The sequence below is a fragment of the Dyella acidisoli genome (assembly GCF_030160295.1).
GTDB classification, from domain to species: domain Bacteria; phylum Pseudomonadota; class Gammaproteobacteria; order Xanthomonadales; family Rhodanobacteraceae; genus Dyella_B; species Dyella_B acidisoli.
The window spans coordinates 49,938-76,244 of the sequence record NZ_BSOB01000061.1 but is presented as its reverse complement, the minus strand read 5'-3'; the positions used below and the strand labels follow the sequence as shown (position 1 = coordinate 76,244).

General features: G+C 58.3%; 27 protein-coding genes and 1 tRNA gene. 16 read left to right on the top strand and 12 right to left on the bottom strand.

Annotated features, from left to right (window positions below; all coding sequences use genetic code 11):
- Positions 1 to 2 precede the first annotated feature (2 nt).
- From QQJ86_RS21080 to metX, 8 genes are all read left to right on the top strand, one after another.
- The gene (locus tag QQJ86_RS21080) at positions 3 to 761 is read left to right on the top strand and encodes a heme ABC transporter permease (RefSeq protein ID WP_284322950.1); all 759 of its coding nucleotides are present in this window, start codon (positions 3 to 5) and stop codon (positions 759 to 761) included.
- Positions 762 to 772: 11 nt separating this feature from the next.
- On the top strand, positions 773 to 1,000 hold the full coding sequence (gene ccmD / locus QQJ86_RS21075; protein WP_423372991.1) for a heme exporter protein CcmD: 228 nt from the start codon (positions 773 to 775) through the stop codon (positions 998 to 1,000).
- A 128-nt stretch (positions 1,001 to 1,128) separates the two neighbouring features.
- Positions 1,129 to 1,599: a cytochrome c maturation protein CcmE gene (ccmE, locus tag QQJ86_RS21070; protein ID WP_284322948.1), complete on the top strand. Its 471-nt coding sequence runs from the start codon at positions 1,129 to 1,131 to the stop codon at positions 1,597 to 1,599.
- Positions 1,596 to 3,575 carry a heme lyase CcmF/NrfE family subunit gene (locus tag QQJ86_RS21065; RefSeq protein WP_284322947.1) on the top strand — a complete coding sequence of 660 codons (1,980 nt, stop codon included), beginning with the start codon at positions 1,596 to 1,598 and terminating at the stop codon, positions 3,573 to 3,575. The genes ccmE and QQJ86_RS21065 overlap by 4 nt, the downstream gene beginning before the upstream one ends.
- Positions 3,572 to 4,114, top strand: coding sequence for a DsbE family thiol:disulfide interchange protein (locus tag QQJ86_RS21060; protein WP_284322946.1), 543 nt, complete (start codon positions 3,572 to 3,574; stop codon positions 4,112 to 4,114). The genes QQJ86_RS21065 and QQJ86_RS21060 overlap by 4 nt, the downstream gene beginning before the upstream one ends.
- A 209-nt stretch (positions 4,115 to 4,323) precedes the next feature.
- A complete protein-coding gene (locus QQJ86_RS21055) occupies positions 4,324 to 4,764 on the top strand; it encodes a cytochrome c-type biogenesis protein (RefSeq protein WP_284323133.1) in 441 nt (146 codons plus the stop codon).
- Positions 4,761 to 5,819: a tetratricopeptide repeat protein gene (locus QQJ86_RS21050; RefSeq protein ID WP_284322945.1), complete on the top strand. Its 1,059-nt coding sequence runs from the start codon at positions 4,761 to 4,763 to the stop codon at positions 5,817 to 5,819. Before QQJ86_RS21055 ends, QQJ86_RS21050 begins: the two co-directional genes overlap by 4 nt.
- Before the next feature lie 135 nt (positions 5,820 to 5,954).
- Positions 5,955 to 7,055: a homoserine O-acetyltransferase MetX gene (gene metX / locus QQJ86_RS21045; protein WP_284322944.1), complete on the top strand. Its 1,101-nt coding sequence runs from the start codon at positions 5,955 to 5,957 to the stop codon at positions 7,053 to 7,055.
- Positions 7,056 to 7,237: 182 nt separating this feature from the next.
- Here the strand turns inward: metX and QQJ86_RS21040 are convergent, their stop codons facing one another.
- On the bottom strand, positions 7,238 to 7,555 hold the full coding sequence (locus QQJ86_RS21040) for a hypothetical protein (RefSeq protein ID WP_284322943.1): 318 nt from the start codon (positions 7,553 to 7,555) through the stop codon (positions 7,238 to 7,240).
- 115 nt (positions 7,556 to 7,670) lie between these two features.
- On the opposite strand from QQJ86_RS21040, the gene QQJ86_RS21035 reads away from it, so the two are divergent.
- The 5 genes from QQJ86_RS21035 (at position 7,671) to QQJ86_RS21015 (ending at position 11,073) form a co-directional block, all read left to right on the top strand.
- A complete protein-coding gene (locus QQJ86_RS21035) occupies positions 7,671 to 8,261 on the top strand; it encodes a cysteine dioxygenase family protein (RefSeq protein ID WP_284322942.1) in 591 nt (196 codons plus the stop codon).
- A gap of 26 nt (positions 8,262 to 8,287) precedes the next feature.
- Positions 8,288 to 8,373 (top strand) — tRNA-Leu (locus tag QQJ86_RS21030).
- 230 nt (positions 8,374 to 8,603) lie between these two features.
- Positions 8,604 to 9,833, top strand: coding sequence for a tyrosine-type recombinase/integrase (locus QQJ86_RS21025; protein ID WP_284322941.1), 1,230 nt, complete (start codon positions 8,604 to 8,606; stop codon positions 9,831 to 9,833).
- Positions 9,834 to 9,931: 98 nt separating this feature from the next.
- On the top strand, positions 9,932 to 10,189 hold the full coding sequence (locus QQJ86_RS21020) for a hypothetical protein (protein WP_284322940.1): 258 nt from the start codon (positions 9,932 to 9,934) through the stop codon (positions 10,187 to 10,189).
- A gap of 452 nt (positions 10,190 to 10,641) precedes the next feature.
- Positions 10,642 to 11,073: a hypothetical protein gene (locus QQJ86_RS21015; protein ID WP_284322939.1), complete on the top strand. Its 432-nt coding sequence runs from the start codon at positions 10,642 to 10,644 to the stop codon at positions 11,071 to 11,073.
- A gap of 322 nt (positions 11,074 to 11,395) precedes the next feature.
- Here QQJ86_RS21015 and QQJ86_RS21010 read toward each other — a convergent pair whose 3' ends face one another.
- The 4 genes from QQJ86_RS21010 to QQJ86_RS20995 form a co-directional block, all read right to left on the bottom strand.
- Complete coding sequence (locus QQJ86_RS21010) at positions 11,396 to 11,719, bottom strand: hypothetical protein (protein ID WP_284322938.1); 324 nt, start codon at positions 11,717 to 11,719, stop codon at positions 11,396 to 11,398.
- Between the two features lie 43 nt (positions 11,720 to 11,762).
- Entirely contained in the window at positions 11,763 to 12,083 is a 321-nt protein-coding gene (locus tag QQJ86_RS21005; protein WP_284322937.1) for a DUF6968 family protein, read from the bottom strand.
- 17 nt (positions 12,084 to 12,100) lie between these two features.
- On the bottom strand, positions 12,101 to 14,179 hold the full coding sequence (locus tag QQJ86_RS21000; RefSeq protein WP_284322936.1) for an RHS repeat-associated core domain-containing protein: 2,079 nt from the start codon (positions 14,177 to 14,179) through the stop codon (positions 12,101 to 12,103).
- A 97-nt stretch (positions 14,180 to 14,276) separates the two neighbouring features.
- The gene (locus tag QQJ86_RS20995; protein WP_284322935.1) at positions 14,277 to 16,784 is read right to left on the bottom strand and encodes a DUF6531 domain-containing protein; all 2,508 of its coding nucleotides are present in this window, start codon (positions 16,782 to 16,784) and stop codon (positions 14,277 to 14,279) included.
- A 703-nt stretch (positions 16,785 to 17,487) separates the two neighbouring features.
- On the opposite strand from QQJ86_RS20995, the gene QQJ86_RS20990 reads away from it, so the two are divergent.
- The 3 genes from QQJ86_RS20990 (at position 17,488) to QQJ86_RS20980 (ending at position 19,120) form a co-directional block, all read left to right on the top strand.
- Positions 17,488 to 17,694 carry a hypothetical protein gene (locus QQJ86_RS20990; protein ID WP_284322934.1) on the top strand — a complete coding sequence of 69 codons (207 nt, stop codon included), beginning with the start codon at positions 17,488 to 17,490 and terminating at the stop codon, positions 17,692 to 17,694.
- Complete coding sequence (locus tag QQJ86_RS20985) at positions 17,694 to 18,548, top strand: ParB/RepB/Spo0J family partition protein (protein ID WP_284322933.1); 855 nt, start codon at positions 17,694 to 17,696, stop codon at positions 18,546 to 18,548. Before QQJ86_RS20990 ends, QQJ86_RS20985 begins: the two co-directional genes overlap by 1 nt.
- A gap of 311 nt (positions 18,549 to 18,859) precedes the next feature.
- Complete coding sequence (locus QQJ86_RS20980) at positions 18,860 to 19,120, top strand: helix-turn-helix transcriptional regulator (protein ID WP_284322932.1); 261 nt, start codon at positions 18,860 to 18,862, stop codon at positions 19,118 to 19,120.
- 152 nt (positions 19,121 to 19,272) lie between these two features.
- Here QQJ86_RS20980 and QQJ86_RS20975 read toward each other — a convergent pair whose 3' ends face one another.
- The 7 genes from QQJ86_RS20975 to pgaA all read right to left on the bottom strand — a co-directional run bounded on the left by QQJ86_RS20975 (position 19,273) and on the right by pgaA (position 26,294).
- Positions 19,273 to 19,542, bottom strand: coding sequence for a hypothetical protein (locus tag QQJ86_RS20975; protein WP_284322931.1), 270 nt, complete (start codon positions 19,540 to 19,542; stop codon positions 19,273 to 19,275).
- Entirely contained in the window at positions 19,539 to 20,087 is a 549-nt protein-coding gene (locus QQJ86_RS20970) for a Tse2 family ADP-ribosyltransferase toxin (protein ID WP_284322930.1), read from the bottom strand. The genes QQJ86_RS20975 and QQJ86_RS20970 overlap by 4 nt, the downstream gene beginning before the upstream one ends.
- Before the next feature lie 143 nt (positions 20,088 to 20,230).
- Entirely contained in the window at positions 20,231 to 20,569 is a 339-nt protein-coding gene (locus tag QQJ86_RS20965; RefSeq protein WP_284322929.1) for a hypothetical protein, read from the bottom strand.
- An 82-nt stretch (positions 20,570 to 20,651) separates the two neighbouring features.
- Entirely contained in the window at positions 20,652 to 21,101 is a 450-nt protein-coding gene (gene pgaD, locus QQJ86_RS20960; protein WP_284322928.1) for a poly-beta-1,6-N-acetyl-D-glucosamine biosynthesis protein PgaD, read from the bottom strand.
- Positions 21,101 to 22,348: a poly-beta-1,6-N-acetyl-D-glucosamine synthase gene (gene pgaC / locus QQJ86_RS20955; protein ID WP_284322927.1), complete on the bottom strand. Its 1,248-nt coding sequence runs from the start codon at positions 22,346 to 22,348 to the stop codon at positions 21,101 to 21,103. The genes pgaD and pgaC overlap by 1 nt, the downstream gene beginning before the upstream one ends.
- Before the next feature lie 2 nt (positions 22,349 to 22,350).
- The gene (pgaB, locus tag QQJ86_RS20950; RefSeq protein WP_284322926.1) at positions 22,351 to 24,222 is read right to left on the bottom strand and encodes a poly-beta-1,6-N-acetyl-D-glucosamine N-deacetylase PgaB; all 1,872 of its coding nucleotides are present in this window, start codon (positions 24,220 to 24,222) and stop codon (positions 22,351 to 22,353) included.
- A 2-nt stretch (positions 24,223 to 24,224) separates the two neighbouring features.
- Complete coding sequence (pgaA, locus tag QQJ86_RS20945; RefSeq protein WP_284322925.1) at positions 24,225 to 26,294, bottom strand: poly-beta-1,6 N-acetyl-D-glucosamine export porin PgaA; 2,070 nt, start codon at positions 26,292 to 26,294, stop codon at positions 24,225 to 24,227.
- Positions 26,295 to 26,307: the final 13 nt, after the last annotated feature.

Genomic DNA, 26,307 nt, shown 5'->3' with positions numbered 1-26,307 from the left:
CCATGGCCAACTGGATCCCCCTGTGGTTGCACAAGCTGAGTTCACCGCCGGTGTTCTATCGCTTCGCCGGTGTGTTGCGGCCGTGGGCCATCGCGCTTGCAGTGTTGCTCGGCCTCGTCGCGCTGTATGGCGGCCTAGTGCTGGCGCCACCGGATTACCAGCAAGGTGATGACTACCGCATCATCTTTATCCACGTGCCCAGCGCCTGGATGAGTCTGTTCATCTATGGGGTGATGGGCGTTGCCGCATTCATTGCGCTGGTGTGGCGCATCAAGCTCGCCGAAGTGGTTGCAATGGCTTCTGCACCGATCGGCGCCGCGTTTACCTTCATCACGCTGGTGACCGGTTCGTTGTGGGGCGTGCGCATGTGGGGCACGTGGTGGACGTGGGATGCGCGGCTCACTTCCGAACTCGTGCTGCTGTTTTTGTACCTTGGCGTGATTGCGCTATACCACTCGTTCGAAGATCGCCGGCAAGGTGCGCGCACGGCAGCTTTTCTGGCGCTGATCGGCATCGTCAACGTACCGATCGTGCATTTCTCGGTGGTCTGGTGGAACACCTTGCACCAGGGCTCCACCATCAAGTTGCTCGGCCCCTCCACCATCGCGCCAGGGATGGTGTGGCCGCTGCTGACAATGATGGTCGCAACCAAGCTCTATTACGTCGCCAGTCTGTGCAGCCGCGCGCGCGCGGATCTTCTCGCGTTGGAAAGCGGCAAGGACTGGGTGCGGCAGATCGCCGAGAACGAGGTGCGCGGATGAACGCCGCATCACTGCAATCATTTCTTGCCATGGGCGGCTATGCGGTCTACGTGTGGCCGGCTTACGGCGTTTTCTTCATCGTGCTGTTGATCGACTGGCTTGCTCCGCAGTTCCGTCGTCGTCGCCTGTTGCGCGAGTTGCGCGCACGCATGGCGCGACAGGGCGCGCGCAAAGAGCGCGCCTCTTCCCCCTCTCCCCTCCGGGGAGAGGGTTGGGGTGAGGGGCCGCGCTTGCCATGATGCTTTTATTTATCGCTGAGCTACCTTGCGATGCTTGCACGCTAACGAATCAGTTTCATCGCAAGAATCTCCCCTCACCCCAGCCCTCTCCCCGGAGGGGAGAGGGGGTTTGAGTTAGCAGAGTCATTATGAACCCCACGCGTCAACGCCGCCTCACCATCGTCATCGCCATTCTCGTCGCCGTGATCGTGGCGTCAGCGCTGGTGGTGTACGCACTTCAGCAGAACATGAATTACCTGTTCACCCCTAGCCAGGTGCAGGCAGGTGATGCCGCCAGCTACAAGACGTTCCGCCTCGGCGGCATGGTGAAAGCAGGTTCGATTCAACGCGGTGGCGATTCGCTGAAAGTCACTTTCACCGTGGTCGACGCAGCCGGAGCCATGCCCGTGGAATACAACGGCATCCTGCCCGACCTGTTCCGCGAAAACCAATCGGTGATCGCCACCGGTCACATGGACGGCGCACGCTTCGTCGCCACCGAAGTGCTGGCCAAGCACGATGAAACCTACATGCCGAAAGAGCTGAAGGATGCGATGGCCAAGGCGCATGCCGGCAAGCGCATCGATGAGGCCGCCAATCAGGACAAGCAGCAGTTATGACGCCCGAACTCGGTCAACTTGCGCTGATCCTTGCTTTGTTCCTGGCGATTGCCCAAAGCGTTCTGCCGTTGATCGGCGCATGGCGCGGCAATCGTGCCTTGATGGCGATCGCAAAGCCGGCAGCCACCGGACAAGCCGTGTTCGTTGCGCTGGCTTTTGCGATTCTCGTGTGGGCCTTTCTGCATTTCGACTTCTCGGTGCTCTACGTCGCCGACAATTCGAATCTGCAATTGCCGTGGTATTACCGCATCGCCGCGGTGTGGGGTGCGCACGAAGGGTCGATGCTGTTGTGGGTGTTGATCCTCAACGTATGGACGCTCGCACTGGTGTTGTTCAGCCGTCGCTTGCCAGAAGCCTTCCTGGCGCGCGTGCTTGCCGTGCTCGGCATCATCTCGACCGGCTTTCTCTGCTTCATCTTGTTCACTTCCAATCCGTTCGCACGCCTGATGCCGATGCCGGCGGATGGCGGCGATCTCAATCCCATCCTGCAAGACCCGGGCATGACCTTCCATCCGCCTGTGTTGTACATGGGCTATGTGGGCTTCTCGGTGGCGTTCGCGTTTTCCATCGCCGCCTTGCTCGGTGGCTCGTTAGAGCAGGCGTGGGTGCGCTGGGCGCGGCCGTGGACGAATGCGGCTTGGGGCTTTCTCTCTTGCGGTATCGTCGCCGGCAGTTGGTGGGCGTATGCGGAACTGGGCTGGGGCGGCTGGTGGTTCTGGGATCCTGTGGAGAACGCCAGCTTCATGCCATGGTTGGTGGGTGTCGCATTGATTCACGCGCAAGCCGTGACAGAGAAGCGCGGCTCGCTGCGCGCGTGGACAATTCTGCTTTCGCTGTTCGCTTTCTCGCTGTCGCTGCTTGGTACGTTCCTGGTGCGCTCGGGCATTCTCACCTCTGTGCACGCGTTCGCATCCGATCCACGGCGCGGCACGTTTATCCTGGGCTTCCTGGCGCTGGTGGTCGGCGGATCGTTGCTGCTGTACGCGTTGCGCGCACCGAAGGTGGCTGGCGGTAAGGCATTTGCACTGATCTCACGCGAAAGCGTCATCCTGATCGGCAACCTGATGTTCACCGTCGCGGCAGCCATGGTGCTGCTCGGCACGCTGTTCCCATTGCTGGGCGATGCGTTGAACCTGGGCAAGATCTCGGTGGGGCCGCCCTATTTCGGCCTGCTGTTTCCCCTGCTGATGCTGCCGGTGGTGCTGTTGCTGCCGTTCGGCCCTTATCTGCGCTGGGGCAAGAGCGATCTACCTGTACTCAAGCAAGTCTTGGTGCGTGCAACCATCGCCGCAGCAGCGTGTGCAGTGATCGCCGCGTTTTTTGTGCAAGGCCAGCTCAAGGCGATTGCCGGCGTCGCGAGTGCGGTATGGGTCGGTGCCGGTGTCGTGCTCTACATGCTCAAGCGCTGGCGCGAAATGCCGGCGGGACGCCGTTATCCCGCCGAGATGGCCGGCATGCTGCTGGCGCACTTTGGCGTGGCGGTTTTCCTGATCGGCGTGCTGCTTTCCGAATCGCTCAGCGTGACGCGCGATGTGCGTCTGTCACCTGGACAAGTGGCGACGATTGGCGGCTACGAATTCCGATTCGATGGCGTCGCACAAACCACCGGCCCGAATTGGACGGCACAGCAGGGTGTAGTGACGGTCACACGCAACGGCTCACCCGTGGCCGTGATGCATCCGCAGAAACGCACATATACGCGCGAACAGGTGCAAACCACTTCGGCCATCGATCCAGGTATCACGCGCGATATCTACGTGGCGCTGGGTGAGCCGATGGATCCGAACCATGTCGAAGGCGCATGGGCATTGCGTCTTTACACCAAGCCTTTCATACGTTGGATCTGGGGTGGCGGGTTGTTCATGATGCTGGGCGGCTTTGTCAGTGCTGCCGACCGTCGCTTCCGCTTGAAGCGTGAAGCAGAGTCGGAAGCAGTATCGACCGTTACCGTCACGCTGAAGGAGTCGCAGGCATGAGCCGCCTGCTGCCCTTCTTTGCTTTCGTGCTGCTGGCGGCATTGCTCGGCTTCGGCATCTGGTGGAACAGCGCACACGATCCAACAGCCGTACCTTCGCCGCTGATCAACAAGCCTGCACCCGCTTATGCGTTGCCGAAATTGGATGAGCCGGCTCAAACCGTGAGCAAGACATCGATGTTGGGCAAGGCTTATCTGGTGAACGTATTCGCCAGTTGGTGCGTTGCGTGCGGCGAAGAACATCCGGTGCTGATGACCGAATCGAAAGACTTCGGCGTACCGGTGATCGGCTACGACTACAAAGACGATCCCAACGATGCCAAGGCGTGGCTGACGCAACACGGCAATCCCTACGACATGGTGATCGCCGATACGAGCGGCCATACCGCGATTGATTTCGGTGTGTACGGTGCGCCGGAAACTTTCTTGATCGATGGCAAGGGTGTGATTCGCTACAAGCACATCGGCCCGCTGACGCCGGATGTGATTGCGCAGCAGCTGAAGCCGGCGATCGAGGCGTTGCAGAAGGAGGCGCCGTGATTCCCGCAAATTCGCCGAGAACTGCTCCCTCTCCCTCTCCCTCTCCCCTCCGTGGAGAGGGTCGGGGTGAGGGGATGAGCTTGCGAAAAAGTCGCGTCATTATCTCAAAATCAACGCAGAAGAATTCGGTATTTCATGCAGGTCACGGCAAGTCGTGGCCCCTCACCCCAACCCTCTCCCCGAAGGGGAGAGGGAGCAAGAGCACGGTGCTGCACAGCATTGCCGCCATCTTGCTGTTTGCGCTCGCATTCATCGCAAACAACGCCACTGCCCAAGCCATCGACCCACTCCCCTTCCGCGACCACGCCGAAGAACTACGCTTCCAACACCTCACCAGCGAATTACGCTGCCTGGTTTGCCAGGATGAAAACCTCGCCGACTCCAACGCCGATTTCGCGCGCGATCTGCGCCACAAGGTGTTCGAGCTGATGCAGCAGGGCAAGAGCGACGCCGAAATCAAGCAATACCTGGTGGAGCGCTACTCCGATTTCGTGCTTTACGACCCGCCGGTCAACTATCGCACGTGGCTGCTATGGTTCGGCCCGTTGCTGATCCTGATTGCCGGAGGTGTCGTCGTCATCAACACCATCCGCAAACGCAGCCACGCCGGCACGCCCACCGCACCGACCGAGAATGGGGACGATTGGTGAAACCGTTTTTCTATATCGCCGCCGCAGTGATGATTGCTGCGGCACTGACGCTGCTGTTGCTGCCACTGTTGCGACATGGCCGGCGATCCGGCCGTCCACGCAGCGTGTTCGTGCTGATGCTGGGCATTGCGCTGGTGGTTCCGGTGGGTGCTGTGCTGTTGTATCGGCAGGTAGGCACGCCCGCCGCACTGGACGGCGTCCAGGCAGTCACCGACGTCAAAAACGCACTGGATGAATTGCGCGCGCATCTGGCCGCCCAGCCAAACGATGTGCAGGGCTGGATGCTTTTGGCGCAGGCCGACATGGAAATGCAGCAACCGGAAGAAGCTCGCGATGCCTACGGGCAGGTGTTGAAGCAGAGCCCGGACAACACCACCGCACTGGTCGGCTGGGCCCAAGCCGATTCGACGGCGCACGAGGATCACCACATCAGCGATCGCGCGCGCGATTTGCTCGAACGCGCGGTAAAACTGGAGCCCGACAATCAGCGCGGACTGTGGCTGCTCGGCATCAGTGATTTCCAGCAAGCTCGTTTTGCCGAGGCGGCTGCCACCTGGCGCAAACTGCAGCCGATGCTGCAGCCCGGCACCAACGTCGCACAAGCCGTCGCTGAGCAGATCGCCCTCGCCGATGCGCGCGCCGGCAGCGCGCCTGCTGCGGCTTCAAGCACAGCGGTTGCTACGTCCAACACCGATCAAGGTCCTGCCCTTCACGTGCAGGTGACTCTGTCGCCCAAGCTCGGACTCAAGCTCACCAAAGGCGACACGCTGTTCGTGTATGCCCGCGCGGTCGATGGCCCGCCCATGCCGCTCGCTGTGACCCGGCTCGATGCAGATCAGCTAAAGCAGGTGCCGGCTAAGGTGACGTTGACCGATGCCATGAGCATGGTGCCGTCCATGAAACTCTCCTCAGTCCCTCGCGTTGTGGTGGGTGCACGCATCAGCCACAGTGGCAATGCCGTCGCGCAAGCCGGCGATTTGGAGGGTGATAGCGGTGTGATCGATGTCGACAGCAAGACGCCTATCCATATCCTTGTCGACAAAGTACACAATTGAAGTTCGCGCATTTGGCATAGCCATATGAGCGTTGGCGATGCCTGATTTTCCTCGCCTTCGTTCCGGTGCAGACCAGAATCCAGTAAAACACCCCGTGCGAAGCCCATCAGGCGGAATGTCATGCAAGGACCGGTAATGAGCGATGCACGCAAGTACTTCAACCTCCCCTCTCCGTTCGCGATGAAACGCGGCGGTACGCTGCATGGTGCACGCGTCGCCTACGAAACCTGGGGCAGTTTGAACGCCACGCGCGGCAACGCGATGCTGATCCTCACCGGCCTGTCGCCCAGCGCACACGCCGCCTCCAATACGGAAGATCCCTCGCATGGCTGGTGGGAAGGCATGCTTGGCCCTGGCAAGGCGATCGATACCACACGCTGGTTCGTGATCTGCATGAATTCGCTGGGCAGCGACAAGGGCTCCACCTGCCCTGCTTCGATCGATCCGGCCACTGGCGAACCCTATCGCCTGAATTTCCCCGATCTCTCACTGGAAGACGTCGCTAACGCGGCGCATGCGCTGGTCAAGAGTTTGGGGATCGATCAACTCGGTTGCCTGCTCGGCTGTTCCATGGGCGGCATGAGCGCGCTGGGCTACATGGTGCTGCACCCCGACAGCGTGCGTACGCACATCAGCGTGGATACCGCGCCGCAAGCGCAACCGTTCGCCATTGCGATCCGCTCGCTGCAACGCGAGGCGATCCGGCTCGATCCCAACTGGAACGGCGGGCATTACGACCACGAACGCTATCCGGATATCGGCATGAGCATCGCGCGCAAGCTCGGTGTGATCACTTACCGTTCCGCGATGGAATGGAACGGTCGCTTCGCACGCATCCGGCTCGATGCCGAGCAACGTGAAGAGCAGCCGTTCGGTTTCGAATTCCAGGTGGAGTCCTACCTCGAAGGGCATGCGCGCCGTTTCGTGCACAGCTTCGATCCCAACAGTTATTTGTACTTATCGCGCGCCAGCGATTGGTTCGACATGGCCGAATACGGCAACGGCAACATGATGGAAGGCCTCAAACGTATCCGTGTCGAACAGGCGCTGGTGATCGGCGTCAGCACCGACATCCTGTTTCCGCTGGAACAGCAGGAACAGATTGCCGAAGGGCTACAGGCAGCTGGCGCGAACGTGGAATTCGTGGCCCTGAATTCGCCGCAAGGCCACGATGCATTTCTCGTGGATATCGAGAACTACAGCCGTGCGATCGGCGGTTTTCTTTCACGTCTTTGACAATGCCGAGATTTGCGCCCTACAGTCATGAAGCACTGGGCGTCGGCCACAATGAAAGTCACCGCTGAGAAGCCGTCATTCCCGCGAAAGCGGGAATCCATTTCCAGGGATGTATCGGAGCACATGGATTCCCGCTTTCGCGGGAATGACGACCGTTAGGGAACGCATGCTTTCATGGCAACCTACAACGCCAATGGCCTGAACTCCGCGAACATCTTCCCTGCTTCCGGCAATTCACGCAGCGGCACATAGTCGCAGGCGCTGGCGAAGCGCTCCCACAGCTCCACCACGCGGGAGCTTTTGTGGGCATCCTCAATGGCGCCTTCCTTCCACTCGAACACCTCGACGATGATGCCGTCCAGGCCTCGCATGGCCTGCGCGGGCCTGTCAGTGACCAAGCCCAGGGCGCGCAAACACGGCACGTGCTCGCGAACCAGAGCCTCCAGCTCCTCCGCGCACCCCGACTTCGGGCGGTACGCTACAATCACCATCACACTCATGGATTCCCCCCGCGGGCCAGTTCGGGCGCCGCTTGGGAAAGGCTAGCAGAGAAGCGTCATCGCGGCGTCAACAGGCCGGCCTCCGACGAGTGCAGTAATTCTGAAGAGATATCCGATGCTCACCACTGAATTCCCCGGCTGTCAGAAACTGATCCAGGCCATCGACGCGGCGGTCACCAAGGGCTCCACGCCCGCCATCACCGATAGCCTGCGCAACAGCCTGTGCAAGTTGATCCAGAGCCAGGAAATCAAGCTGCCGGCCTGCGTGTTCGAAACTGCCGAGAACCGCTACGCCCGCCGCGAGCTGTACCACAGCGACGAATACGGCTACTGCGTGGTCGCCATGACCTGGGGACCCGGCCAAGGCACACCCATCCACGATCACTGCGGCATGTGGTGCGTGGAAGGCGTCTGGAGTGGAGCGCTGGAAGTGGTTCAGTACGAGCAGCTGCCCGCCGCCAGCGGCCAGGATGGGCTGTACTGCTTTCAGCCGGTGGGCTCGATCCAGGCTGGCCCCGGCTCCGCCGGCAGCCTGATCCCGCCCCACGAGTACCACACCATCCGCAACCCCAGCGACGACGCCATCGCCGTGAGCCTGCACATCTACTCCGGCAACATGACGCATTGCGCCGTGTTCCAGCCCGCCGGCGGCGATCACTGCTATCAGCGCCAGGATCGCAAGTTAAGTCTCGACCCGGTGAATTGAAACCGGCATAATAGGCGTTCGCACTTGCCGGTGTGGCGGAATGGTAGACGCGGTGGACTCAAAATCCACTGGCAGCGATGTCGTGTAGGTTCGAGTCCTATCACCGGTACCAGTAGCGTGTTGCATGCAGTATCAACACAGCTCTGAATCTCAGAAAAGCCCGCAGAAATGCGGGTTTTTTCATATCTAACTATCTCATCGAATATCACCAGTGACCAAGCAAGCTCAGGTCACATGGGGGTATTTACGGGGGTACTTGCTCAAGTTAGGCTCCGCAAGAATTTGCTGATACCCCCAAACGTCTTGGGGCTTTCAACGCAATAGGAACTGCGGATACCCCACGTGCTCACTGATACAGCGATACGCAAAGCTAAGCCTTCTAACAAAGCCTACAAACTCTCCGACAGCGGCGGCCTGTACTTGTTGATCAAGCCGGATGGCGCGCGCTATTGGAGGATGAAGTATCGCTACGCAGGAAAGGAGAAGCTCCTTTCGTTCGGCGTGTACCCAAGGGTTTCTCTATCTGAAGCACGAGAGCAGCGTGACGCCGCGCGTAAACTGCTAGCGAACGGCACTGATCCCGGCGCAGCCAAGCAAGCCTCTAAAGCAGAACGGATTGAAACCGCTACCAGTGCCGAAGAAACGTTCGAGGTAGTAGCCCGCGACTGGATGGCGTGGCGCGATGCTCGCGGTAAGACCGCAGAGACGACCGCAGCTAAAGACCGTTGGAGACTTGAATCCTATCTGTTTCCTGAAATCGGCTCGCAGCCTATAACCCAGATTACAGCCCTTGAGCTTCGGGATGCGCTGCGGAAAGTTGAAGCGGCGGGTAAGCAACATACCGCTCATCGAGCCAAGATCACTGCCGGACAAGTATTCCGCTGGGCGGTGCTTGAAGGGAGAACACACAGCGATATCACCGCCAGCCTGCGCGGCCTGTTCTCCAACCCAGCACACACCCATCGGGCCACGATTACCGAACCATCTCGCATAGGGGAACTACTGCGGGCCATCGATGGCTTCAGTGGTCAGTTCGTTACGCTATGTGCTCTGAAGCTGGCCCCGCTCGTGTTTGTTCGTCCTGGCGAGCTTCGCTGCGCAGAGTGGCGCGAGATCGATCTGGATGGTGCAATCTGGCGCATCCCTGGCGAACGCATGAAGATGAAAGCCCCGCACATCGTGCCGCTGTCTAAACAGGCGATCAGTGCGCTGAAAGAGTTACACGGACTCACGGGTGCTGGCCGCTATGTCTTCCCAAGCATCCGCACGCACAGCCGCCCCATGTCCGAAAACACGGTCAATGCCGCCCTACGGCGCTTAGGTTATGCGAAGGACGAAATGACCGGCCATGGCTTCAGGAGCATGGCCGCTTCCCGGCTGAACGAGATGGGCTGGAACGCCGACGCAATCGAACGCCAACTAGCCCATGCAGAATCGAACAAGGTCCGGGCCGCATACACGCACGCTGCGCAATACCTAGAGGAGCGCACCCGCATGATGCAGGCATGGGCGGATTATCTTGACGGACTGAAGAACGGCGCCAGCGTCGTTCCTTTCCGGAAAGTCGGATAACCCGTCTGCTTTCGCGTCTGCCTGTTCTGATCTGTAGTTTTCCCCAATCCCCCCTCAGAACCCCATGGGCACCTAACGACTGCCCAAAGAGGCCAAGTATGACCATCATCCAAACAACAGACCTTGACCCCATCCTCTTGGAGATGCCTGCAACGAAACCCACACCCCTATTCGTGATAAATGCAGCTGCAACCACGACAGCAGCCAACGATTTCACCCTCACCGCACTAGCGGCCATAGACGAATTGCTTTGCGAGGGCGAGGAGCACGGATTGAGCCCTGGGAAGTCGTGGCTGGTACGGCATCTGATGCATGCCAGAGAGGCTACGCTGAACTATGCGGTTACTTCCGAATGAGCCTGTTCAACGGAGTCAAACGAACCCTCCGCGACCCGTACTTGCGTCCTTTGGTCGTCCTTGGGACATTCACCATCGCCACCACCGCCGTGCTCGGTATGTTCGCAATCGCCGCTGTGGCTTTCGTGCGGGTCTTTGGCTGTCACTGAATTCGCATGGATGGCACAGGTAAAACTGCAAACATAGGAGCAAAGCGGCTCAGACTGTCTCATACCTAGTCAGTGGATATAACACACAACATAAGAGGAAAAGGAAAAGCACCGCCTCTTGACGATGCCTGCTGGGTAAAAAGATCGACATAGGACGAAGGCGGCTCACTCTGTCTCATACGCTTCCTCGGGGGCATATAACCGCCAACCTCGATAGAAAGCCCCAGCGGTATGGTCGTGATCGCAGCTAGCAAAGTAGTGATGGCACACTAAGAACCTCAAGCAACGCTAAAGGAATGCACAGTGTCACTATCATCCAAATTGATCGGGGGTACAAAACCGGAACCGGAGACCATTGCAGAGATTCAGTCTGTAATGGGCGTACCGGAAGGTAGACCGATTGCTCTCATGGTTTTAGAAGTAACTTTCAAAACCAAGAAGATTTATTGCTGCCTATCCGGCGGTTACGTACAAGATGGCGAACCACACCTCACGCTTATCGGACGCGCTGCGCTTGAAGCCCTGATAAATCTTCCCATGGGCGATCAGCAGTCGCTGATACTGCAAGAAGTGGCAATTGGACAAACACCTCTCCGAAATAAAGTCCGAGAGGCTGTTATGCGCGCACCTGATGGAGCAAAGCTCTGCTTCATTGGGGACATGCAGGGGGATCTGGATGGAAAAATGCTTCCTGCCCTCAACTGGTCAGGTGGCGTAGTGGATATCGCTCATTAGCATTTTCAGGCACACCCGACGAACCCGGCCACCGCGCCGGGTCTTTCATTGTTCACGGCAGCATCGTGTAAAAGCCCAACGCTTCTAGTGTATCGGCTTTGATCCCGTCACCAGCTGCAATCGCCGCAGTCTTTTCCAACGACCATGTTGATCTCGGCGTGTTCTGGTGTCTGGTCTGTACGGGCATTGGCATAGCAATCGCGGCAGTGTTTACTTTGATCGCGGGCTTAAAACGCGGTGCGCCCAATTCGGTGCTTTGCAGCGTGACTAAAATTGCTCGACGCAGTTTCCATGCCGGCGTATGAAGGATCGTTATCGCCCGTTAGTCTTCAAAATAAGGTTCACCGTCCTCGAAGTAGAAATCATATTTCTTGCTTAACCTGCGCAAATAAGCCTCCATCGCGCTTACTGCAAGTTCGATTGCCTGGACCGAATCCGCTCCGTGTACTGTCAGCTCCCTTTCAGGGAGACCTTCGAAGCTTATGGCACAGCCTGCGGTTCCCTCAGCGAAATCAAAGTCAACCGATCCCTCTGTCAAAAGATATGGTTCGTTGATGCAAACGGTGAAGGCCCTTCTTTCTGGATCGTCTTTATATGCATAAGCGAGCTTACGGGTAGCGACGACGCGATTTGATGATGTACTCATTTTCCTCTATGCATCTCCCAAAGCCTGAATTTCCGCGCTACTTTCAGTCCAGGTCATCCTGATACGCAGGCAATAACCCAAGATCGGGTTCGCCCAGCCACTGAACCTCCCCATTCATCACCTCATCCCGCGAGGTGATGTAATAGGAGAGCTTTTTCAATGCAAGGAGAAGTGCTTGCATGGAATCAACTCCACCGGCGTATCTAACCCTTTCATCACCCAAACCGATAACTTGAAAAGGACAATAGAAGTCTTTGCCATCCGGAAATTCTTCGGGCGTTCCAAAAATTATTTCAATTTCGCGACCATCCTTCGCCTGAAGGGTTCGTTTAGCAATGACACTGTTAACTTTTTCGAGCTTCATCGGGCAGTACTCAGAGGTCAAAGAATTGGAATAGCCGGTTCAAAAATAGGCATTGGGGCCGGAGTTGGAATTGGGGTTGGTTCAAACAGTGGCAAGACCGGTGTCGTATGCGTATTTGGATTCGAATTGTTCGGATTCTGATTCGAGGGCTGGGCATCCGGTGCAGCCACGCTCCAGGTTACCAAGGGAGGTAGTGGTCGACCAGCCTCGCAGGCACCGAACCTCTCTTGCACGCTTGCCCAGCATCTGCGGCGAATCGCACTTTCCTCGCGATTTGTGTTCGGCAAGCTTCGACATATAGCCTCATCTTCTTCTGCCTGCTCTTCACAATCTTTCCCACCTTTGCCAACACCCGGACAAGTGCGATTTGCTGAGCTGCCATTCGTCCCACCCCAAATCGAATTCGGCGACAACCCATCAGGATCTGAGTAAATAAAGGGGTTGTTTAGCCCGTAAACGTACAACCCCAAACCACCTGCTTGACCAATGGGATCAGGTTGCGGAAATCTTCCAGTTGCCGAGTCGTAGTAGCGTGCACCGTTGTAATTCCATCCCGTCTCTAAATCGAAATACTGACCCGGAAGTCGCAGGTTATAGGTGTAGCCGCTGCTGGTTGGCTGTTGCTCGCCCCACGGGTTGCCTTGATACGCCCACGCCCACACCGTGTTACCGCTGCTATCCGAAACAGCTCTCGGCGCCCCTAAGTGATCAGCAGTCACATAGGTGACCGATGTAGTGGCGCCTTGCGTATCCAGGTTGGCTACAGGGATATCACCAAGATAGACGTATTCTCGGTTGGTCGCCCCGTACTCGCTCAAGAGCTGGCTATCTGCCCCATAGTTGTAGCGCTCTGTCGTTCCAGCGACCGTTTTCGCTACGCGCTCGTCATCTGCATTGTATGTGTAGGTCGCAGTCGTGCTCTGGTTGAGCTGCGCCAAGATCAGCTTGTTTTGCGCGTTGTAACCGAACCCATACGTGCTGCCGGCTTGCGATATCGCCGTAGTGTTGCCGTTGGCGTCCACCGTACGTGCTGCATTGCCCGTTGCAGTGAGCTGATGGGTATTGGTGTTGTAGCTATACGCACCAGTAGCCAAGCCGCTGCCGGCCTTGCTCAGACGATCACCCGTTTGGTTATAGGTGACGCTTTCAAGCGTGCTGCCGTCCGCCTCTGTAACCGCCGTCAAACGATAGAGTGGGTCGTAGCTGTACGTCTCCGTCGCCGGATTGGCACCCGCGCTGTTGCCGATGGCGGTGATGTCACCCATCGCGTCGCGCGCCACGTGCAGCGTAAACGCCGGACTGATGAGGTCCGTCAGGCGGTAATTGGCATCGTACGTCCGCGTGACCGCCTGACCATTGCCTAGCGTATAGCCGCTGACTGGCCCAAACGGCAAATAGGTCACGTTGCTGACCAGCGTACTGGTGCCGCTGCCGGTGCTGGCGGTGACACCGCTGACGCGACCGTTCGCGTCATAGGTGTAGTTCACCTGATTGCCACTCGGGTGTGTGATGTTGAGGATTCTGCCAGCGGGGCTGCGGGCGTAGCTCGTGACATCCGTGTGGCCGTTGACCGTCTGGCTGACCTGGGTCACAAAGCCTTGGCCGTTGTAGCAGAAGATCGTGGTGACGGCGTTTTGCACGACACGCGTCAGATGATTGATGGGGTACGACGCGGCACAGCCCGTGATGCTGTTGGACTCATCGTAGGTATAGGTGATGTTCTGGGTACTGTCGGCGTAGCTGGCGCTCAGGCGACGATTCAGAACGTCATAGGTGTAGGTGACGGTGTTGCCCTTGGCATCGGTGCCGGTCAGCACGTTACCGGCAGCATCATAGGTGCGCGCAGTGACACCACTGTCCGGGCTGGTGATGCTGATCGGGTCGGACAATCCATCGTATTGATAGGTGGTATTCAGACCGCTGGGATCAGTGACCTGGGTGACGCGGTCCAGGGCATCGTATGTGTAGGTCGTCTTGGTGTTGGCGGTCTGAGCCATCACTGACGAGGCGTTGCCTACTAGGGACAATGCCAAGATCAAACCAATGAGCGCACCTTCAGGGACGCCACCACGACGCGTCTTGGCATTCGTCCTCATGCTTCCCGCTCCTTTCACTGCCCGTTTGCTACGTTGCCCATCCGTGTTCTGGGATGGCACAGAAAACATCCTTGCGTAATCCATGGCCGAGCCCCTGTCAGTTCGTGCCGTTGTAATTGTCGAGGGTCTGCACGAGGCGGTTCAGGGCGTCATAGCCCATCTGGCGCTGGATGCCCAAGCCATCGGCGCTTTGAATCAGATTGCCGTTGGCGTCGTAGCTTCCGCTGGCGCTGGCGTCAAACACGGTATGGCTGAGGCCGTCCATGACCTTGGTGAGCTGACCCAGCGTGTTGAAGGTACGGCTCAGGCTCTTATGCAGCGTGCCGGTGGAGTCGTAGACCTGTTCGGCGGTCTTGTTGCCTGCCGCATCGAGCGTGTATTGGACATAGTTGCCTTGGGCATCGGTGATTTTCGTCAGACGATGCGCCGCGTCGTAACCGTAGGTGGTCTTGGTGCCGTCGGGATCAGTGACAGTCTGTACAGCACCGTAAGCGGTATAGCCCAAGGTCGTCTGTGCACCGCCCACAGCACGTGAGGCCAGCCAACCGCGCGGGGTATAGGTGAGATCGGTGTTGACGCCATTGGGATCGGTAAGGCGTGTAACACGACCATCTGCATCATAGGAAGCGACGGTGGTCACATGGCCCGAGACATCTGTAACCGTACGCAAATCACCGGCTTGGTGGCACGCGGCGCCGGGCGTACCGCAGTTCGTCGCGCTACTGGTCAGGTAGTAGCTATAGGCGGTGGTCTGCGTGATGTCGGTACGTGGGCCGGTAACCGTTAGCGTCAACCCAACGATGGGGCATTGCGTGGTATCAACGGCCGTGCAGTAACTGTAAGTCCAACGGCGCACTCCTGCCGGTACGGTGCCAGTGTTGGAGCAGGCGTAGCCGGCGGCAGCGCTGTTGGCAGGATCAATCTCGCAGCGAGCCAACGTTTGGCCGATGCTGTTGTAGACCCATTGGGAGTTGTTGACGACATCGCCACTGGCATTGCTGACAGTACGCGTCAAAGGTAAGCGAAGTGTGTCGTTCCACGTAAACGCTGTAGTACGTTGGACAGAGCTGCTCTGCGCATCAATACGCTGTGTAAGCAATGCCGCATTGTCGTAGGCATACGAAGCGATGTTTCCGCGCCCGTCGGTATGGGTTGCGACTTGGCCGTTACTTCCAAAGGTATAGTTATCCGTGAGCGTGACGCAGTTCGAACAGGAACTCGACTGCTTCAACGGTCGGTTCAGTCCCAAGCTAGGTTGAAAATTGACCGTCGACGTCGCACCAAGCGGATCGGTGATGGTTGCCGTCGTTACGGCGGACTGCGATAGCTGGTAGCTGAGCGCATAGTTAGCAACGTTTCCAACCAACGCATTAGCGGTCGCCAACCCATTGTTGTTATACGTGGTGGTGTCGTAGGTCACCCCGTTCTCATCCACAATGCTGGTGAGTGCGTGCGGAAGCGTCGCGCCGGAGGTATAAGCGGACTCGCCGTAGTTGTACTGAATGGACTTATTGTCGGGATAAGTGACCTTTTGGAGGTTGTTATTGCTGTCGTAAGCGAACGTGATCAAGCCACCGTCCGGCTGGGTGACCTGCGACAGGCGGCCCGCACTGTCATACGCGAAGGCCAACGTACGCCCCAAACTGTCCTGCGCGCTGGTGATTTGATTCTTGCTGTTGCGCGTCAGCGTTTGCTGAAATCCGTTTCGATCCGTAATCGACACCAGATCACCCGAGCTGCTATACGCCTCCGTCTGACCGAGGTTGTTGAGATAGCTGAAGCCTGTGAAGTTGCCGTTGTCGTCCTGCGTTGAGGTCAGCGCACCATCAACATCAGCATCCAGCGTCCAGACGCCATTGGCGAAGTCAGCTATGTACGTCTTGCCGTCATCGCGGGTTAGGTATGCCGACACAAGGTTATTGGCTGACTGGCTATAGACGCGCACGCTACGAAGGTAGTTGAGCGTCCGGTTGGCACCTAGAATCTGTTCTGTGGGAGAGGTCGTGGCGCTGACGCCGGAGCTGTTGTAAGTCCAGGCGACTTCCAAGGGAAATGGACCAACACCGCGATATTCGGTCTTGATGAGGTACGCGTTGCCTGTGGCGGGATCGATGGGGTCACCACAAGCACAATTGGGTGAAACGACTCGGCCGCGACTTTTGTCAGGATCGACTCCAGTGGGCGAAGTGCACGGAAAACCTGGATATCGACTTTGGACCGTAGTCGCAGAGCAAGCTGTCCATTGCTCCATGTAGGAATCCATATTGTACTGAGCGCTCGCGATCAGATGCCCATCACAGCCAAGGCGCTTCGAATACGGCGTCCATAGCGCACCAACCGCATATCCATTGCCTGGTGAATTGGGATCGGGCTCGGCACCGAGCAGCACGTCGTAATACCCACCATTCGGGCAGTAATTTGTTACGTACCACCCCGACTGCAAGGCCGCCATCGCAGTCGGATAGCGATCCTTCGTCGTGTCCTGCAGGTAATTGCTGCTGGAAAAATAGGAAATGGGCGCATGGTTGGCGAAAACCCCCAACGACATCCCTATCAGCAGCAGGCCAGCAAGAACGACCAGCCACTTACGTATAGACCATTTCATTTGTTGCTCCTGGCAATACACCTGCACCGATTCGACTTATTCCGTTTGACTTGAAACTCTCGAAGAAAACGTCATTGACTGAGCCTGCAGTTCGCGCCGCTGTAGTTGTCGAGGGTCTGCCGAGCCAATTCGACCGGACGCCCCACCGCAGCGGAGGCAGCGAACATAACCCACAGGAAGCCAGTGCAAAGCACCAGCGCGACGCGTCGAAATGAAGCCCCTGTAGTCCCCTGTAACCCGTGCATTGTCAATTGTCGGACCATAGCCGCGTCGGGCGTGAATGATCCGTGATGACCTTCGGGCAAATGTGTGACAGGCATCGACGCCACAACGCATGTAGGAATATGCCTACATACCTGTCAGATCATGGACTACGTGCCTTGCGTCGTCCTAAGCGGCCACCTTCGGCCCTTGCAGTACCCCAAGAGGGGCATGCGCTTCATGTCGTTCCGCAAGACATCCAGGGGTATAACCACAAGCAGAGGAGAAATGAGACCTGCCGCCCCTCAGTGCTTCCGAATGATGCCCAGTGATACGGGGTATAACCGCCAACCTAGATAGAAAGCCCCAGCAAGCCGGCTGCTGAAAGCAACTCACGACTGACCAAGAACCGAGAGGAAAGCTGAAACCCTCCCGGCGCTTTGCCGTGCCTGTCCTTCGGGCACATCCGTCCCTACCCACCACCACGAGAGACCTTAGACGCATGATTGATTTCGACCCTATGCATCTCGGAGCAGCTATCGCACTGTGCGAGCCGCTTAACATCCGCACCATTGCCTTCGATGTGCCGACCTTCGACCTGCTCAAGCATTTCCAACGGAAGCTGGAGAGTCGCATTCGGCGCGATACCAGTAACGCTGAGGTGTTGAAGTACCTGATCCATACGCATCCCGAGTTGCGAGAGGTGTGATGACCATTGAGCAGGCCCTTCAGCGCCTTCAGGTCGCCAAGGTCCGTCATGTCCCATTGACCGAGTTGAAGACCGATGAAGCCCTACAGCCTCGCGATCCACGTATGGTGCCTTATAGAGAGAAGGATCGGATAAAGAACCGCAGCGAGGAACGCATCGGAGGGCTACTACTAGCTCTGAAGGCTTCCAGAGATGTCCAACTGGAGCCCTTGCTCGCCGCAGATATCGATGGGCAATTGTTGGTCGTCGATGGACACCACCGGCTCGTGGCATATCAGCGGGCAAAACGCGAGACCATTCCGGTCCGAGTGATGCCGATGGACCACCAACGGGCCGTGCTGATCTCCAAGTTGGTCAATTGTTCCGGCAGAGCACTAGAGATGCACCCGGAGCAACAACGGGATGCAGCGTGGCAGTACCTCGCAGCCATCACCGAACCTGGCACAGCTAAGCTGCCGAAGGGTGAATCCAGACGCTCTGTCTCCGGCCGTTTCGGCGTAAGCGTTGGCACCATCCACCGCATGCTTCACAAGTTGCCTGACGTGAACCCGAAGGACTGGCATCCCGACGCGCTCGATCCGGGCACGAACTTTCCACGCTGGCGGTATGTCCGCGACGCGGGCGCAGGCTGGCAGGATATGAGAGAGAAGATGACAGCCGAACAGCACATACAGCACGAAGCCGAGAAGTTGGCGAGAAAGATCGGCGCACTGATGGATAAAGCGTCGTCCCAAGAGGTCGTTAGGTTTGCCATGACGATCTTGGAGGTCGAAAGGAAGCTTGAAGCGGCCAATCAGGATACGCGGGACTTTGTGGAAGAGACCGCCGAGACCTACGAGAACGACGACTTCTGATCCTCAAGGGAACGGCTCTGTGTAGCCACTTCCTGTTTCGTCTCAGGTGTTCCATTGGAACAGGAATCACCGAGCGTTCCATGCCCTGGCGGTCACCCTGCCGCAGCACACCGGGCATCCAACCGCGAACTGATGGCCTGCGAAACGGCCCCTGAAATGTTCGCCGCAAATTTCCGAAGGGGTATCAGACGGTCAGCACACGACCGATCACCCCCGGTACCCCCACTTTCTCATTACATCCCACAGAAAGCACGTCGACACGGCCAGCACATTAGCCGTCGTCATGTCGTGCAACAACGGACACTCATTAGATGACACACGCTGCTGCCCTTACCCCTACATCTTCCCTCCTCCGTCTGCCAGCCGTACTCGCACGCGTCGGCATATCACGCGCTACGCTTTACCGTTGGATGCGGCAGGACCAGTTCCCTCGCCCTCGATCACTCACTCCCAACGGGAGCACCGTTGCATGGCTCGCGGCTGAGGTAGAGGCATGGATCACCAGCAAGCCAACCACTTCTGGGGGTACATTTGGGGGTGCAATTTCTTTTAATGCCACGCACCCCGCATAAGAACTGGCTTTTCCGTACCTATCACCGTACCAATGCAATGGATCAAAGGCCGCTTACGCGGCCTTTGTCTTTATTTGGTTACCCGTTCTAGTCAACATCGCGGCCAACGTATCGATAGCGAACTTGGTTGTCTTCCGGGATAGCCAGATCACTCAGGACTTTCGCATCAGCGCAAATTGACTGAATGCACCGGTCAATTCTTCTGCAGCCGGAAAGTGCTCGTCACCGCCTCGCGCTTCTTCATAGACAGTTGTCAAATTGTCGACAACGCTGTCGAAATCCATCAAAAGCTCACCGAAAGCCTCGCGGTCGACATCAGTTGCCATAGGTGAGGCGAGGTATTCCTCCATAAGACGAGACATCGCCTCCACGCACTGTATGGAATGCAGCAGGGTATTTTTGTTTAGCATATTTGAGCTCATACATTGGTCCATGTCGTAATGCGCTTTGCCATAACGGACAGCCATTCCATATAAAGTCCGAGCGGCATGTCCCACTTCGGAGCGATCGTGTAGTGGTTAGATTTCCCCTGCTTGGCTGAGTCTTGAGTAACCACCAGTGGCTCAGGGATCGGAGTACCAGCAGGGAGTTTCAAATGTCTCCAGCCATCATTGAGCGCATAGGAGGGAACTCTGTCAAATAAGGAAATCCCCCAATGCTTACCGCCACCACGCATGGTGCTGCAGCCCAAAACCCAAGGAGTTCCCCTAGACATGTCGATTTCCACATCGACTGATCGGAATGCAACTTTTCCATCTGCGGAGAGAATAGTTCTCTCTATGCGAGCCTCAAGCGATTCGGCCTTGACCCGTTCCATATCGCCGTTCAATTCCGCGAACCGTGAGGCTTTCATTCCCCTCCACAAATCCCTCGGAACTTCCGTTTCGTTGAAACGCTCCGGTAAGTTGGCGGACGTGTAAGCTTGTCGAAACCGCTGTGCCTGAGCTAACTGTTCGGCCGTCGGCATAAGTAACCCTCTATCCATGAAAGTGTGGCCGAGTGTAGCAAATAGGCATGTAAACGCTCGCGCTAGAGCAGGACGAGCAGCCCCAGCCTTCGGATGATATAGAGAGCGGTGAAACGATCTATGTCTTCATCCCAGCCTACGCACTAATACCGCAACGTCATCGTTAGATGGTACGCAGCGTCGTTGATCTTATCGGTCGGGTTCCGTTCGCAGTATTCGTCGAGGAAAACTCTAACGGCAGCTCCGTCAGCTTCTTTGAGTCGGAAGCCGGCCATGCTGGCAGCGGTGATAAAGCCCTGGGTCCAATCAACGAGCGGCGTGTAGTTGAAGAAATCTTTTGTCCGCCTCGCTTCAACCCATCTACCGCAGGACGCGTTGCCTGCTCCGTAAATCACTCCGTCGTCCGCGACGGCCTGTGCAGGCATAGGCGAACAGACAGCACAGGCGGTCGCGATCAGTAGCGCAGCCAAAGTCAGCCTCATACCCCCCTCCCCTTCCCCTTTGGAGTGACCCCTAGGCCAAGTCGCGCGACCTAGGGATTTGTCCGGCAGGGTCGTAGTCAACTTAATCCGACGTGACGCCGCCGTCGAGAAACATCCACCCATCCTGCGCGAAGTGAATGACCGAGCGCTTCCCCGCACGAAGACGATGCGCCGTTTCCACTGACGCTGCCAGTGCAGGCGCCATCTCGGTGATGTCCACCGTGCGATTGCCGCGGCGACGCTGCTTGCCGGCGAAACGGAAGCGGTTGTATTGCGACCACGAGCCCATCGACAGCGCACACACCACGGCAATGCTCAACACAATGCTCAAGTCGTTGGCGGCATGCATGGGATGCATCAGGCCGAGTTGCTTGAAAGCGTCTTCCAGGCCCAGCAGCCAGGCGATCATGGTCAGCACGGGCAGCCACAACGATATCCATAGCGTCCACGCCACCATCGTAATAAGAGTGAACATGGTGCGTTGCAGCGGCGGTTGCCGGTGCGGTCGGTTGATAATGAATTCGGCTTTCATCATATCCCCCTGTCAGGACTGGTCCAGATCGCCAACGTGCCCTTGCGTTTCAAAATGGCCTTGGGCAACGCGACGATGGACGTTGCGGTAGTCAGCATCCAATAGACCAACGGGTACCAGATCATCCAGTAGTAGTTGCGACCGATGCCCGCTTCGTAACGGCGATCGATCATCAGGCTGATCAGGAATTGCAGCATGCAGATCATGCCCAGCACTACACCGTTCCACTGTGGAACAAACGTGGGAACGTGCAGCGATGGCGGAAGCTGGAAGACAAAGCCGAGCAACCACAGCAGCACGATCACCGCCATGTCGAACGACCATGCCAGGCTCACGACATATTCCAGCGCGACCATCCACATGCGCCGCTGCCGCCAGCGAAACAACTTAGGTCCGTAACGCAGCAGCGTTTCCGAACCACCCTGCGCCCAGCGTAGCCGTTGCCGCCACAAACCGCGCAGCGTTTCCGGCATCAGAATCCAGCACAACGCGTTGGGTTCGTAACGGATTTCCCAATGCCGCATCTGCAAACGCCAGCTTACGTCGATGTCTTCGGTCACCATGTCGGTGTTCCAGTAGCCGACATCGTGCAGCGCTGCTTTGCGGAACGCGGAGATCACACCCGAGACGGTAAAGATGCGTCCATAGACGCGCTGCGCGCGCTTGATCAGGCCGATGATCGACGAGAACTCGCCCACTTGCAGCCGACCGAGCAATGTGGAGCGATTGCGGATGCGCGGATTACCGGTGACCGCACCCACACGTGGGCTTTCCAGCATGTGCATCACCAGCCAATGCGTGGCATAGGTATCGAGCAACGCATCGCCATCAACGCACACCAGAAAATCGCCCTTGGCGGCAAGTGCCGCTGCGCGCAAACCCGTGGCCTTGCCGCGATTGGTAGCCAGGTGCAATACGCGCAGTTCGGGTATTTCTTTCATCAACTGATCGAGCTTCTCGCCGGTATCGTCAGTGGAACCGTCGTTCACCGCGATGATCTCGAAGCATGGATAGGTCTGCTTCGCCAGCTGCAGCAGTGTTTCACGCACATGCTCACTTTCGTTGTGACACGGCACGATCAACGACACCAGCGGGTATGAAGGCAGCGCCGGCGGCTTTACGCGTGAAGGCTCCCTGCGTTCCCAACGAAAGAAGTAGATCAACCCGCCACTCATCCAGATCAGCGACATCGCCAACGGATAGAAGAAAGCGAACTCAAGCAACGTATGGAGCGTGTGGCTGTTCATCGTTATCGCTCCGGATAGGGATAGTCAGCGATGGAAATCGCCGGGCGAACCGCTTCGAGCTGCGGGTGATCCTGGATGAAATCGTCCGGGTAGTAGCCGAGATGACGCGCGCCTTCGATCTGCAGCAGACGGAAGCGTGCATCGATATCTTCATTCGTGATCGCTTGGCCCGTGCGCCAGTCGCGTGTAGCCAGCTCGAACAAGGTGCCATCCAGCGCATGTGGATCTGTAGCAGCCACACGAGCCACCAGCGTGCGATACCAGCTTTCCGTATCGTCGTGTTTGTCCAATTGCGGCATGGCCATCACCGCGGTGATGTCGTAGCCGGCGAGGAAAGCGGGAAGACTCTGCGCAAACCACGCTTCGGATTTCGGATCGATAATCGTGCGTGCGTAGATGTTTCGCGCAGTTTTTACCGACGGCCGCCAGCGGCGTACACGTGCGGTGAGTTCGTGCGTAAAATCGATCAGCGCGGCCGTGCGTTGTGCGGGCGATTTGTTCGACCATGGACCAAGCTGATCCGTGTCGCGAATGTAAGCGTCATCGGAGAACAGCAGCCCTGCCATGTCGCCATGCATGGCGAGATCTTCATACACATCGCCCACCCACTGCCGCACACGCGGGTCCCATGGTGCGAGGCGATAGTGATCACCGCCTGGCTTCGGCTCGCCGGCCAATGACGGCAGATTCGGCGCATCCGGGAAGCGGAAGGCCAGCACCGGCATCCACGCATACACACGCACCTGTGCACGCGTGCGCAATTGCCATGCAACACGCGAGTAGAGATCGGCCCGCATGGGTAGATGGCGGTTGGGGAAATACACCGCTTCGGCCACGCCATCGCCTTTAGGATCGGCGTACGCCTGCAGCCATACCTCGCTGGGATGCATGCGCTTGATGCGGTCGAGCAAGTGCGACAGATTCTTTTCCTGCTGCACCGGATCAGCGTCATAGACGTAATCGAGATCCACCTGCACGGCACGCACCGGATCGATGTGTGTGTGATGGCAGATCAGCCAGGCGAGCCGGTTGGCGCTGATGTTGCCGCTGACCAGGAGGCGCGGCAGCGTGTGATCATCCGGTGATACGGGAACGGCATCGTCCAGACTGAACGAAACGCTCATGCCTTCACTGGCTGCCACCTGCACCGCGATCTGGTTGTAAGCACCGTAGGGCCAAACGATGGCGCGCGGCCGATGTCCAGTTGCACGCTCGATTTCATCCGCGCTGTGGTGCAGATCCTGATGCAGGCGTGCCACGTACGCAGCGTTGCTTTCATAGCTGGCTGTGCGCTTGTCGTATTGCAGACTCACCACGGCAGGCAATTGGTTGCCCTGCGGATTAGCCGGAATGCCCGTATGCAAGTCCCAGGTGTGCGAGGCAAATTCCACTAGGCCGGAATGCTGCATTTCGCTCACCTGATCCCAGGTCAGGAAACAGTCGCGCGTGCAGGGGCCGCCGTTGTAAGGCATTTTCTGGCCGGCTGGCATGTCCATCCACGAACCGACCAAGGCGGCGACGGCCGGATAGTCGTAAGCACGCAACAAGGGATACACACGTGTGTAGAAGCTTTCCAATCCGTCGTCGAAGGTAAGCAGCACGGCATGCGTTGGCAGTGGCGTTCCCCCCTGACGCGCTTTGATCACCTGATCGAGGCTCACTACGTGGTAGCCGTTGGCCTTCAACCAATCGAAATGCGCAATCAGGTGATCTGTGCTGGTGGCGTCCGGATCGCGGTCGTCTTGCAAGCTGACGTCGTCGCGCACGTTGTGATAGGTAAGCACGATCAAGCCGGATTGATCCGGTACGAATTCGTTGGCGCGGACCAGTTGCGCAACGACGAAGAGAACGAAGGCGAGCAGCACGAAGCGCATCACTACTCTCCCCAATGCAAGGACACGTCCAGCACGACACGCTGTTCGTGTCGGCCGTCGTAGGGTTGCCAGTGCCAACTCACGCCCCAGCCCAAACGCAGGCCGGCGTGCACCTGGAAGATTTGCCCGTAGCGCGCACTGGCCATCCAGCCGGTGGCGTAGTTGCGTTCGGTGTAGCGGCCGACGGCGACGTCGAAACGTTCGCTCCATGTGCGGTCGTCGTATTGGTAGATCACGTTCTGCAGCGCACTGGTAAGTGCGTAGGAGCGATCCCAGGCCGGGTTGAAATACGGCCGATTCCTTTCGCTGTTGGTCGAGCCGCCGATTTCCACGCCGCCATCCAGCGTGAGATTAGGACCGGTATGCAAGCGCTGCACGAAATCGCCCAGCCAGCCCTTGCGTACGTTGCCATCGGTGAAGCGATCCCGATACACCGCCAGGCGTGCGGACGTGAGCTCGCTTGCACGCCACTGCACTGAACTGCCGAAGGTCTTGCCGGTGATGCCGTAACGCTGTGCGCGCAGAGGAACGTCCTGGCCTGCGCTGGCCCAGTCGGCAGCCACCGACCAGTGATCGCTGATCGCCCAGCTGGCACCTGCTTCAACGTCTGTGCGCCGTACGTAGTGGTCTACCGCGGGTAGCGCCTGCACGTAGAAGTCGAGGTTCGTCAGATAGCCGCGAATGCCCAAGCCGGCGCGGTTTCTCTCCACGTGGCCTTCTGGCAATGCAGCGGATGCTGCACGCGCCAGCGCAACAACGCGCCAGTGATCGTCGATCAACGGACTGGCCAAGGTCGCCTGCGTTTCCTGGTCGCGATCGCCGTAGTCGGGACTGTTGCCCCAGCCGTTGTCGTGCGTGAGATCGAATTGCCAGCCGCGCTGCCGGTCCCATGCAGTCAGTGCATCGCGCACGCGACCGCTGCGGCCAGCTTGCTGCTGTGCTTGATTGAGTGCCGCTTGCGTACCGGCGTAGTCGTGCATGGCACTTGCCACGTCGGCGTCGTCCAGATTGGCAGCCGCATCGTGTTCGTCTTCGAGCGTGTCGGCGATTTTCAAGGTTTCTGCGGCACGCTGAGGCCAGCCGCGCGCGAGTTCTGTCATCGCCAATTGCCGGCGCAAATCCGCATTACCGGGCGCCTCGGCGCACATGGCGACAAGGCGCTGATAGGCGCTCTGCAGCTCGCCGGCGTCTTGATGCAATTGGATGTCCGTACTGTCGGCATCGACCTTGCCCGGGTCCTGCTCAGCACTAGGAACGCCAGGCGGATCCAGCCAGCGCGGTTCACCTGCAGCCAGCTTGTCGATCGTGGCGAGCGCTTCGCGCGTGCGGCCTGCATCAAAATAGGCAGAAGCCAGGCTGATATGTGGATCGACTTCGCCCGGTGGATACGGGCCTGGATCTTGACGAATGCTGTCCTCGTACAGCGCAATCGCTTCACGCGGCTGATGCTGCTGCACCAACGCATCGGCCGCTGCACGCTCCACATAGGGCGGCAATTGCACACCTTGCTGCTTCAATTGTGCGTATGCGGATATCGCTTCCTGCGCGCGATCGCCCTGATCCAACGCCACCAACTGATCCAACTGTGCGCGCGTGCGAACATCTGCCGGGGCATGGGGATCGTCTGCGATGCGCTGGATATCGGCAGTGGCTTTGTCGTCATCCGCGTAGGGATGCGTGGCATCCGCGGGTATGCCCCTGGCCCAGCGCACTTCATGCGAAGCGAAGTCAGCCTGTAGCTTTTCGCGCTCGACCGGGGTGAGTGACGGGGAAAGTTGCGCAGCCAGTTCCCTGGCACGCGCGGCGCCGCCCAATTCCGACAGCAGTTGGATGGCCAGCAACTGTGCGTTGCGATCGTTCGGCCAATGCGCCAGCACTTCCTGGCAATGCGCCAACGCTTCCACGCGACGCCCCGTGGATTGCTCGGTACGGGCCTGGATCAGCAAGGCGTCGTGATCGGGCGTGCTTTGCGCGACCGCCACTTCGCACGCCGTGCATAACGTCAGCGTGATCATCACCGCCAACGTCGCACGCTGCAGCGTCGCTGCTCGCGTTGCGGATGCCATGTTCATGTGCACGCACTTA

What these genes read in the sequence shown, in the direction of transcription:
- pgaB (WP_284322926.1), bottom strand. Translation starts at nt 24,222, where the DNA reads ATGCGCTTCGTGCTGCTCGCCTTCGTTCTCTTCGTCGTTGCGCAACTG.
- QQJ86_RS21000 (WP_284322936.1), bottom strand. Translation starts at nt 14,179, where the DNA reads ATGAGGACGAATGCCAAGACGCGTCGTGGTGGCGTCCCTGAAGGTGCG.
- QQJ86_RS21010 (WP_284322938.1), bottom strand. Translation starts at nt 11,719, where the DNA reads ATGAGTACATCATCAAATCGCGTCGTCGCTACCCGTAAGCTCGCTTAT.
- metX (WP_284322944.1), top strand. Translation starts at nt 5,955, where the DNA reads ATGAGCGATGCACGCAAGTACTTCAACCTCCCCTCTCCGTTCGCGATG.
- QQJ86_RS20995 (WP_284322935.1), bottom strand. Translation starts at nt 16,784, where the DNA reads ATGAAATGGTCTATACGTAAGTGGCTGGTCGTTCTTGCTGGCCTGCTG.
- ccmE (WP_284322948.1), top strand. Translation starts at nt 1,129, where the DNA reads ATGAACCCCACGCGTCAACGCCGCCTCACCATCGTCATCGCCATTCTC.
- QQJ86_RS20970 (WP_284322930.1), bottom strand. Translation starts at nt 20,087, where the DNA reads ATGCCGACGGCCGAACAGTTAGCTCAGGCACAGCGGTTTCGACAAGCT.
- QQJ86_RS21065 (WP_284322947.1), top strand. Translation starts at nt 1,596, where the DNA reads ATGACGCCCGAACTCGGTCAACTTGCGCTGATCCTTGCTTTGTTCCTG.
- QQJ86_RS21060 (WP_284322946.1), top strand. Translation starts at nt 3,572, where the DNA reads ATGAGCCGCCTGCTGCCCTTCTTTGCTTTCGTGCTGCTGGCGGCATTG.
- QQJ86_RS20985 (WP_284322933.1), top strand. Translation starts at nt 17,694, where the DNA reads ATGACCATTGAGCAGGCCCTTCAGCGCCTTCAGGTCGCCAAGGTCCGT.
- QQJ86_RS20990 (WP_284322934.1), top strand. Translation starts at nt 17,488, where the DNA reads ATGATTGATTTCGACCCTATGCATCTCGGAGCAGCTATCGCACTGTGC.
- QQJ86_RS21005 (WP_284322937.1), bottom strand. Translation starts at nt 12,083, where the DNA reads ATGAAGCTCGAAAAAGTTAACAGTGTCATTGCTAAACGAACCCTTCAG.
- QQJ86_RS21080 (WP_284322950.1), top strand. Translation starts at nt 3, where the DNA reads ATGGCCAACTGGATCCCCCTGTGGTTGCACAAGCTGAGTTCACCGCCG.
- QQJ86_RS20980 (WP_284322932.1), top strand. Translation starts at nt 18,860, where the DNA reads ATGACACACGCTGCTGCCCTTACCCCTACATCTTCCCTCCTCCGTCTG.
- pgaC (WP_284322927.1), bottom strand. Translation starts at nt 22,348, where the DNA reads ATGAACAGCCACACGCTCCATACGTTGCTTGAGTTCGCTTTCTTCTAT.
- QQJ86_RS21020 (WP_284322940.1), top strand. Translation starts at nt 9,932, where the DNA reads ATGACCATCATCCAAACAACAGACCTTGACCCCATCCTCTTGGAGATG.
- QQJ86_RS20965 (WP_284322929.1), bottom strand. Translation starts at nt 20,569, where the DNA reads ATGAGGCTGACTTTGGCTGCGCTACTGATCGCGACCGCCTGTGCTGTC.
- QQJ86_RS21040 (WP_284322943.1), bottom strand. Translation starts at nt 7,555, where the DNA reads ATGAGTGTGATGGTGATTGTAGCGTACCGCCCGAAGTCGGGGTGCGCG.
- pgaA (WP_284322925.1), bottom strand. Translation starts at nt 26,294, where the DNA reads ATGAACATGGCATCCGCAACGCGAGCAGCGACGCTGCAGCGTGCGACG.
- QQJ86_RS21035 (WP_284322942.1), top strand. Translation starts at nt 7,671, where the DNA reads ATGCTCACCACTGAATTCCCCGGCTGTCAGAAACTGATCCAGGCCATC.
- QQJ86_RS20975 (WP_284322931.1), bottom strand. Translation starts at nt 19,542, where the DNA reads ATGAGCTCAAATATGCTAAACAAAAATACCCTGCTGCATTCCATACAG.
- pgaD (WP_284322928.1), bottom strand. Translation starts at nt 21,101, where the DNA reads ATGAAAGCCGAATTCATTATCAACCGACCGCACCGGCAACCGCCGCTG.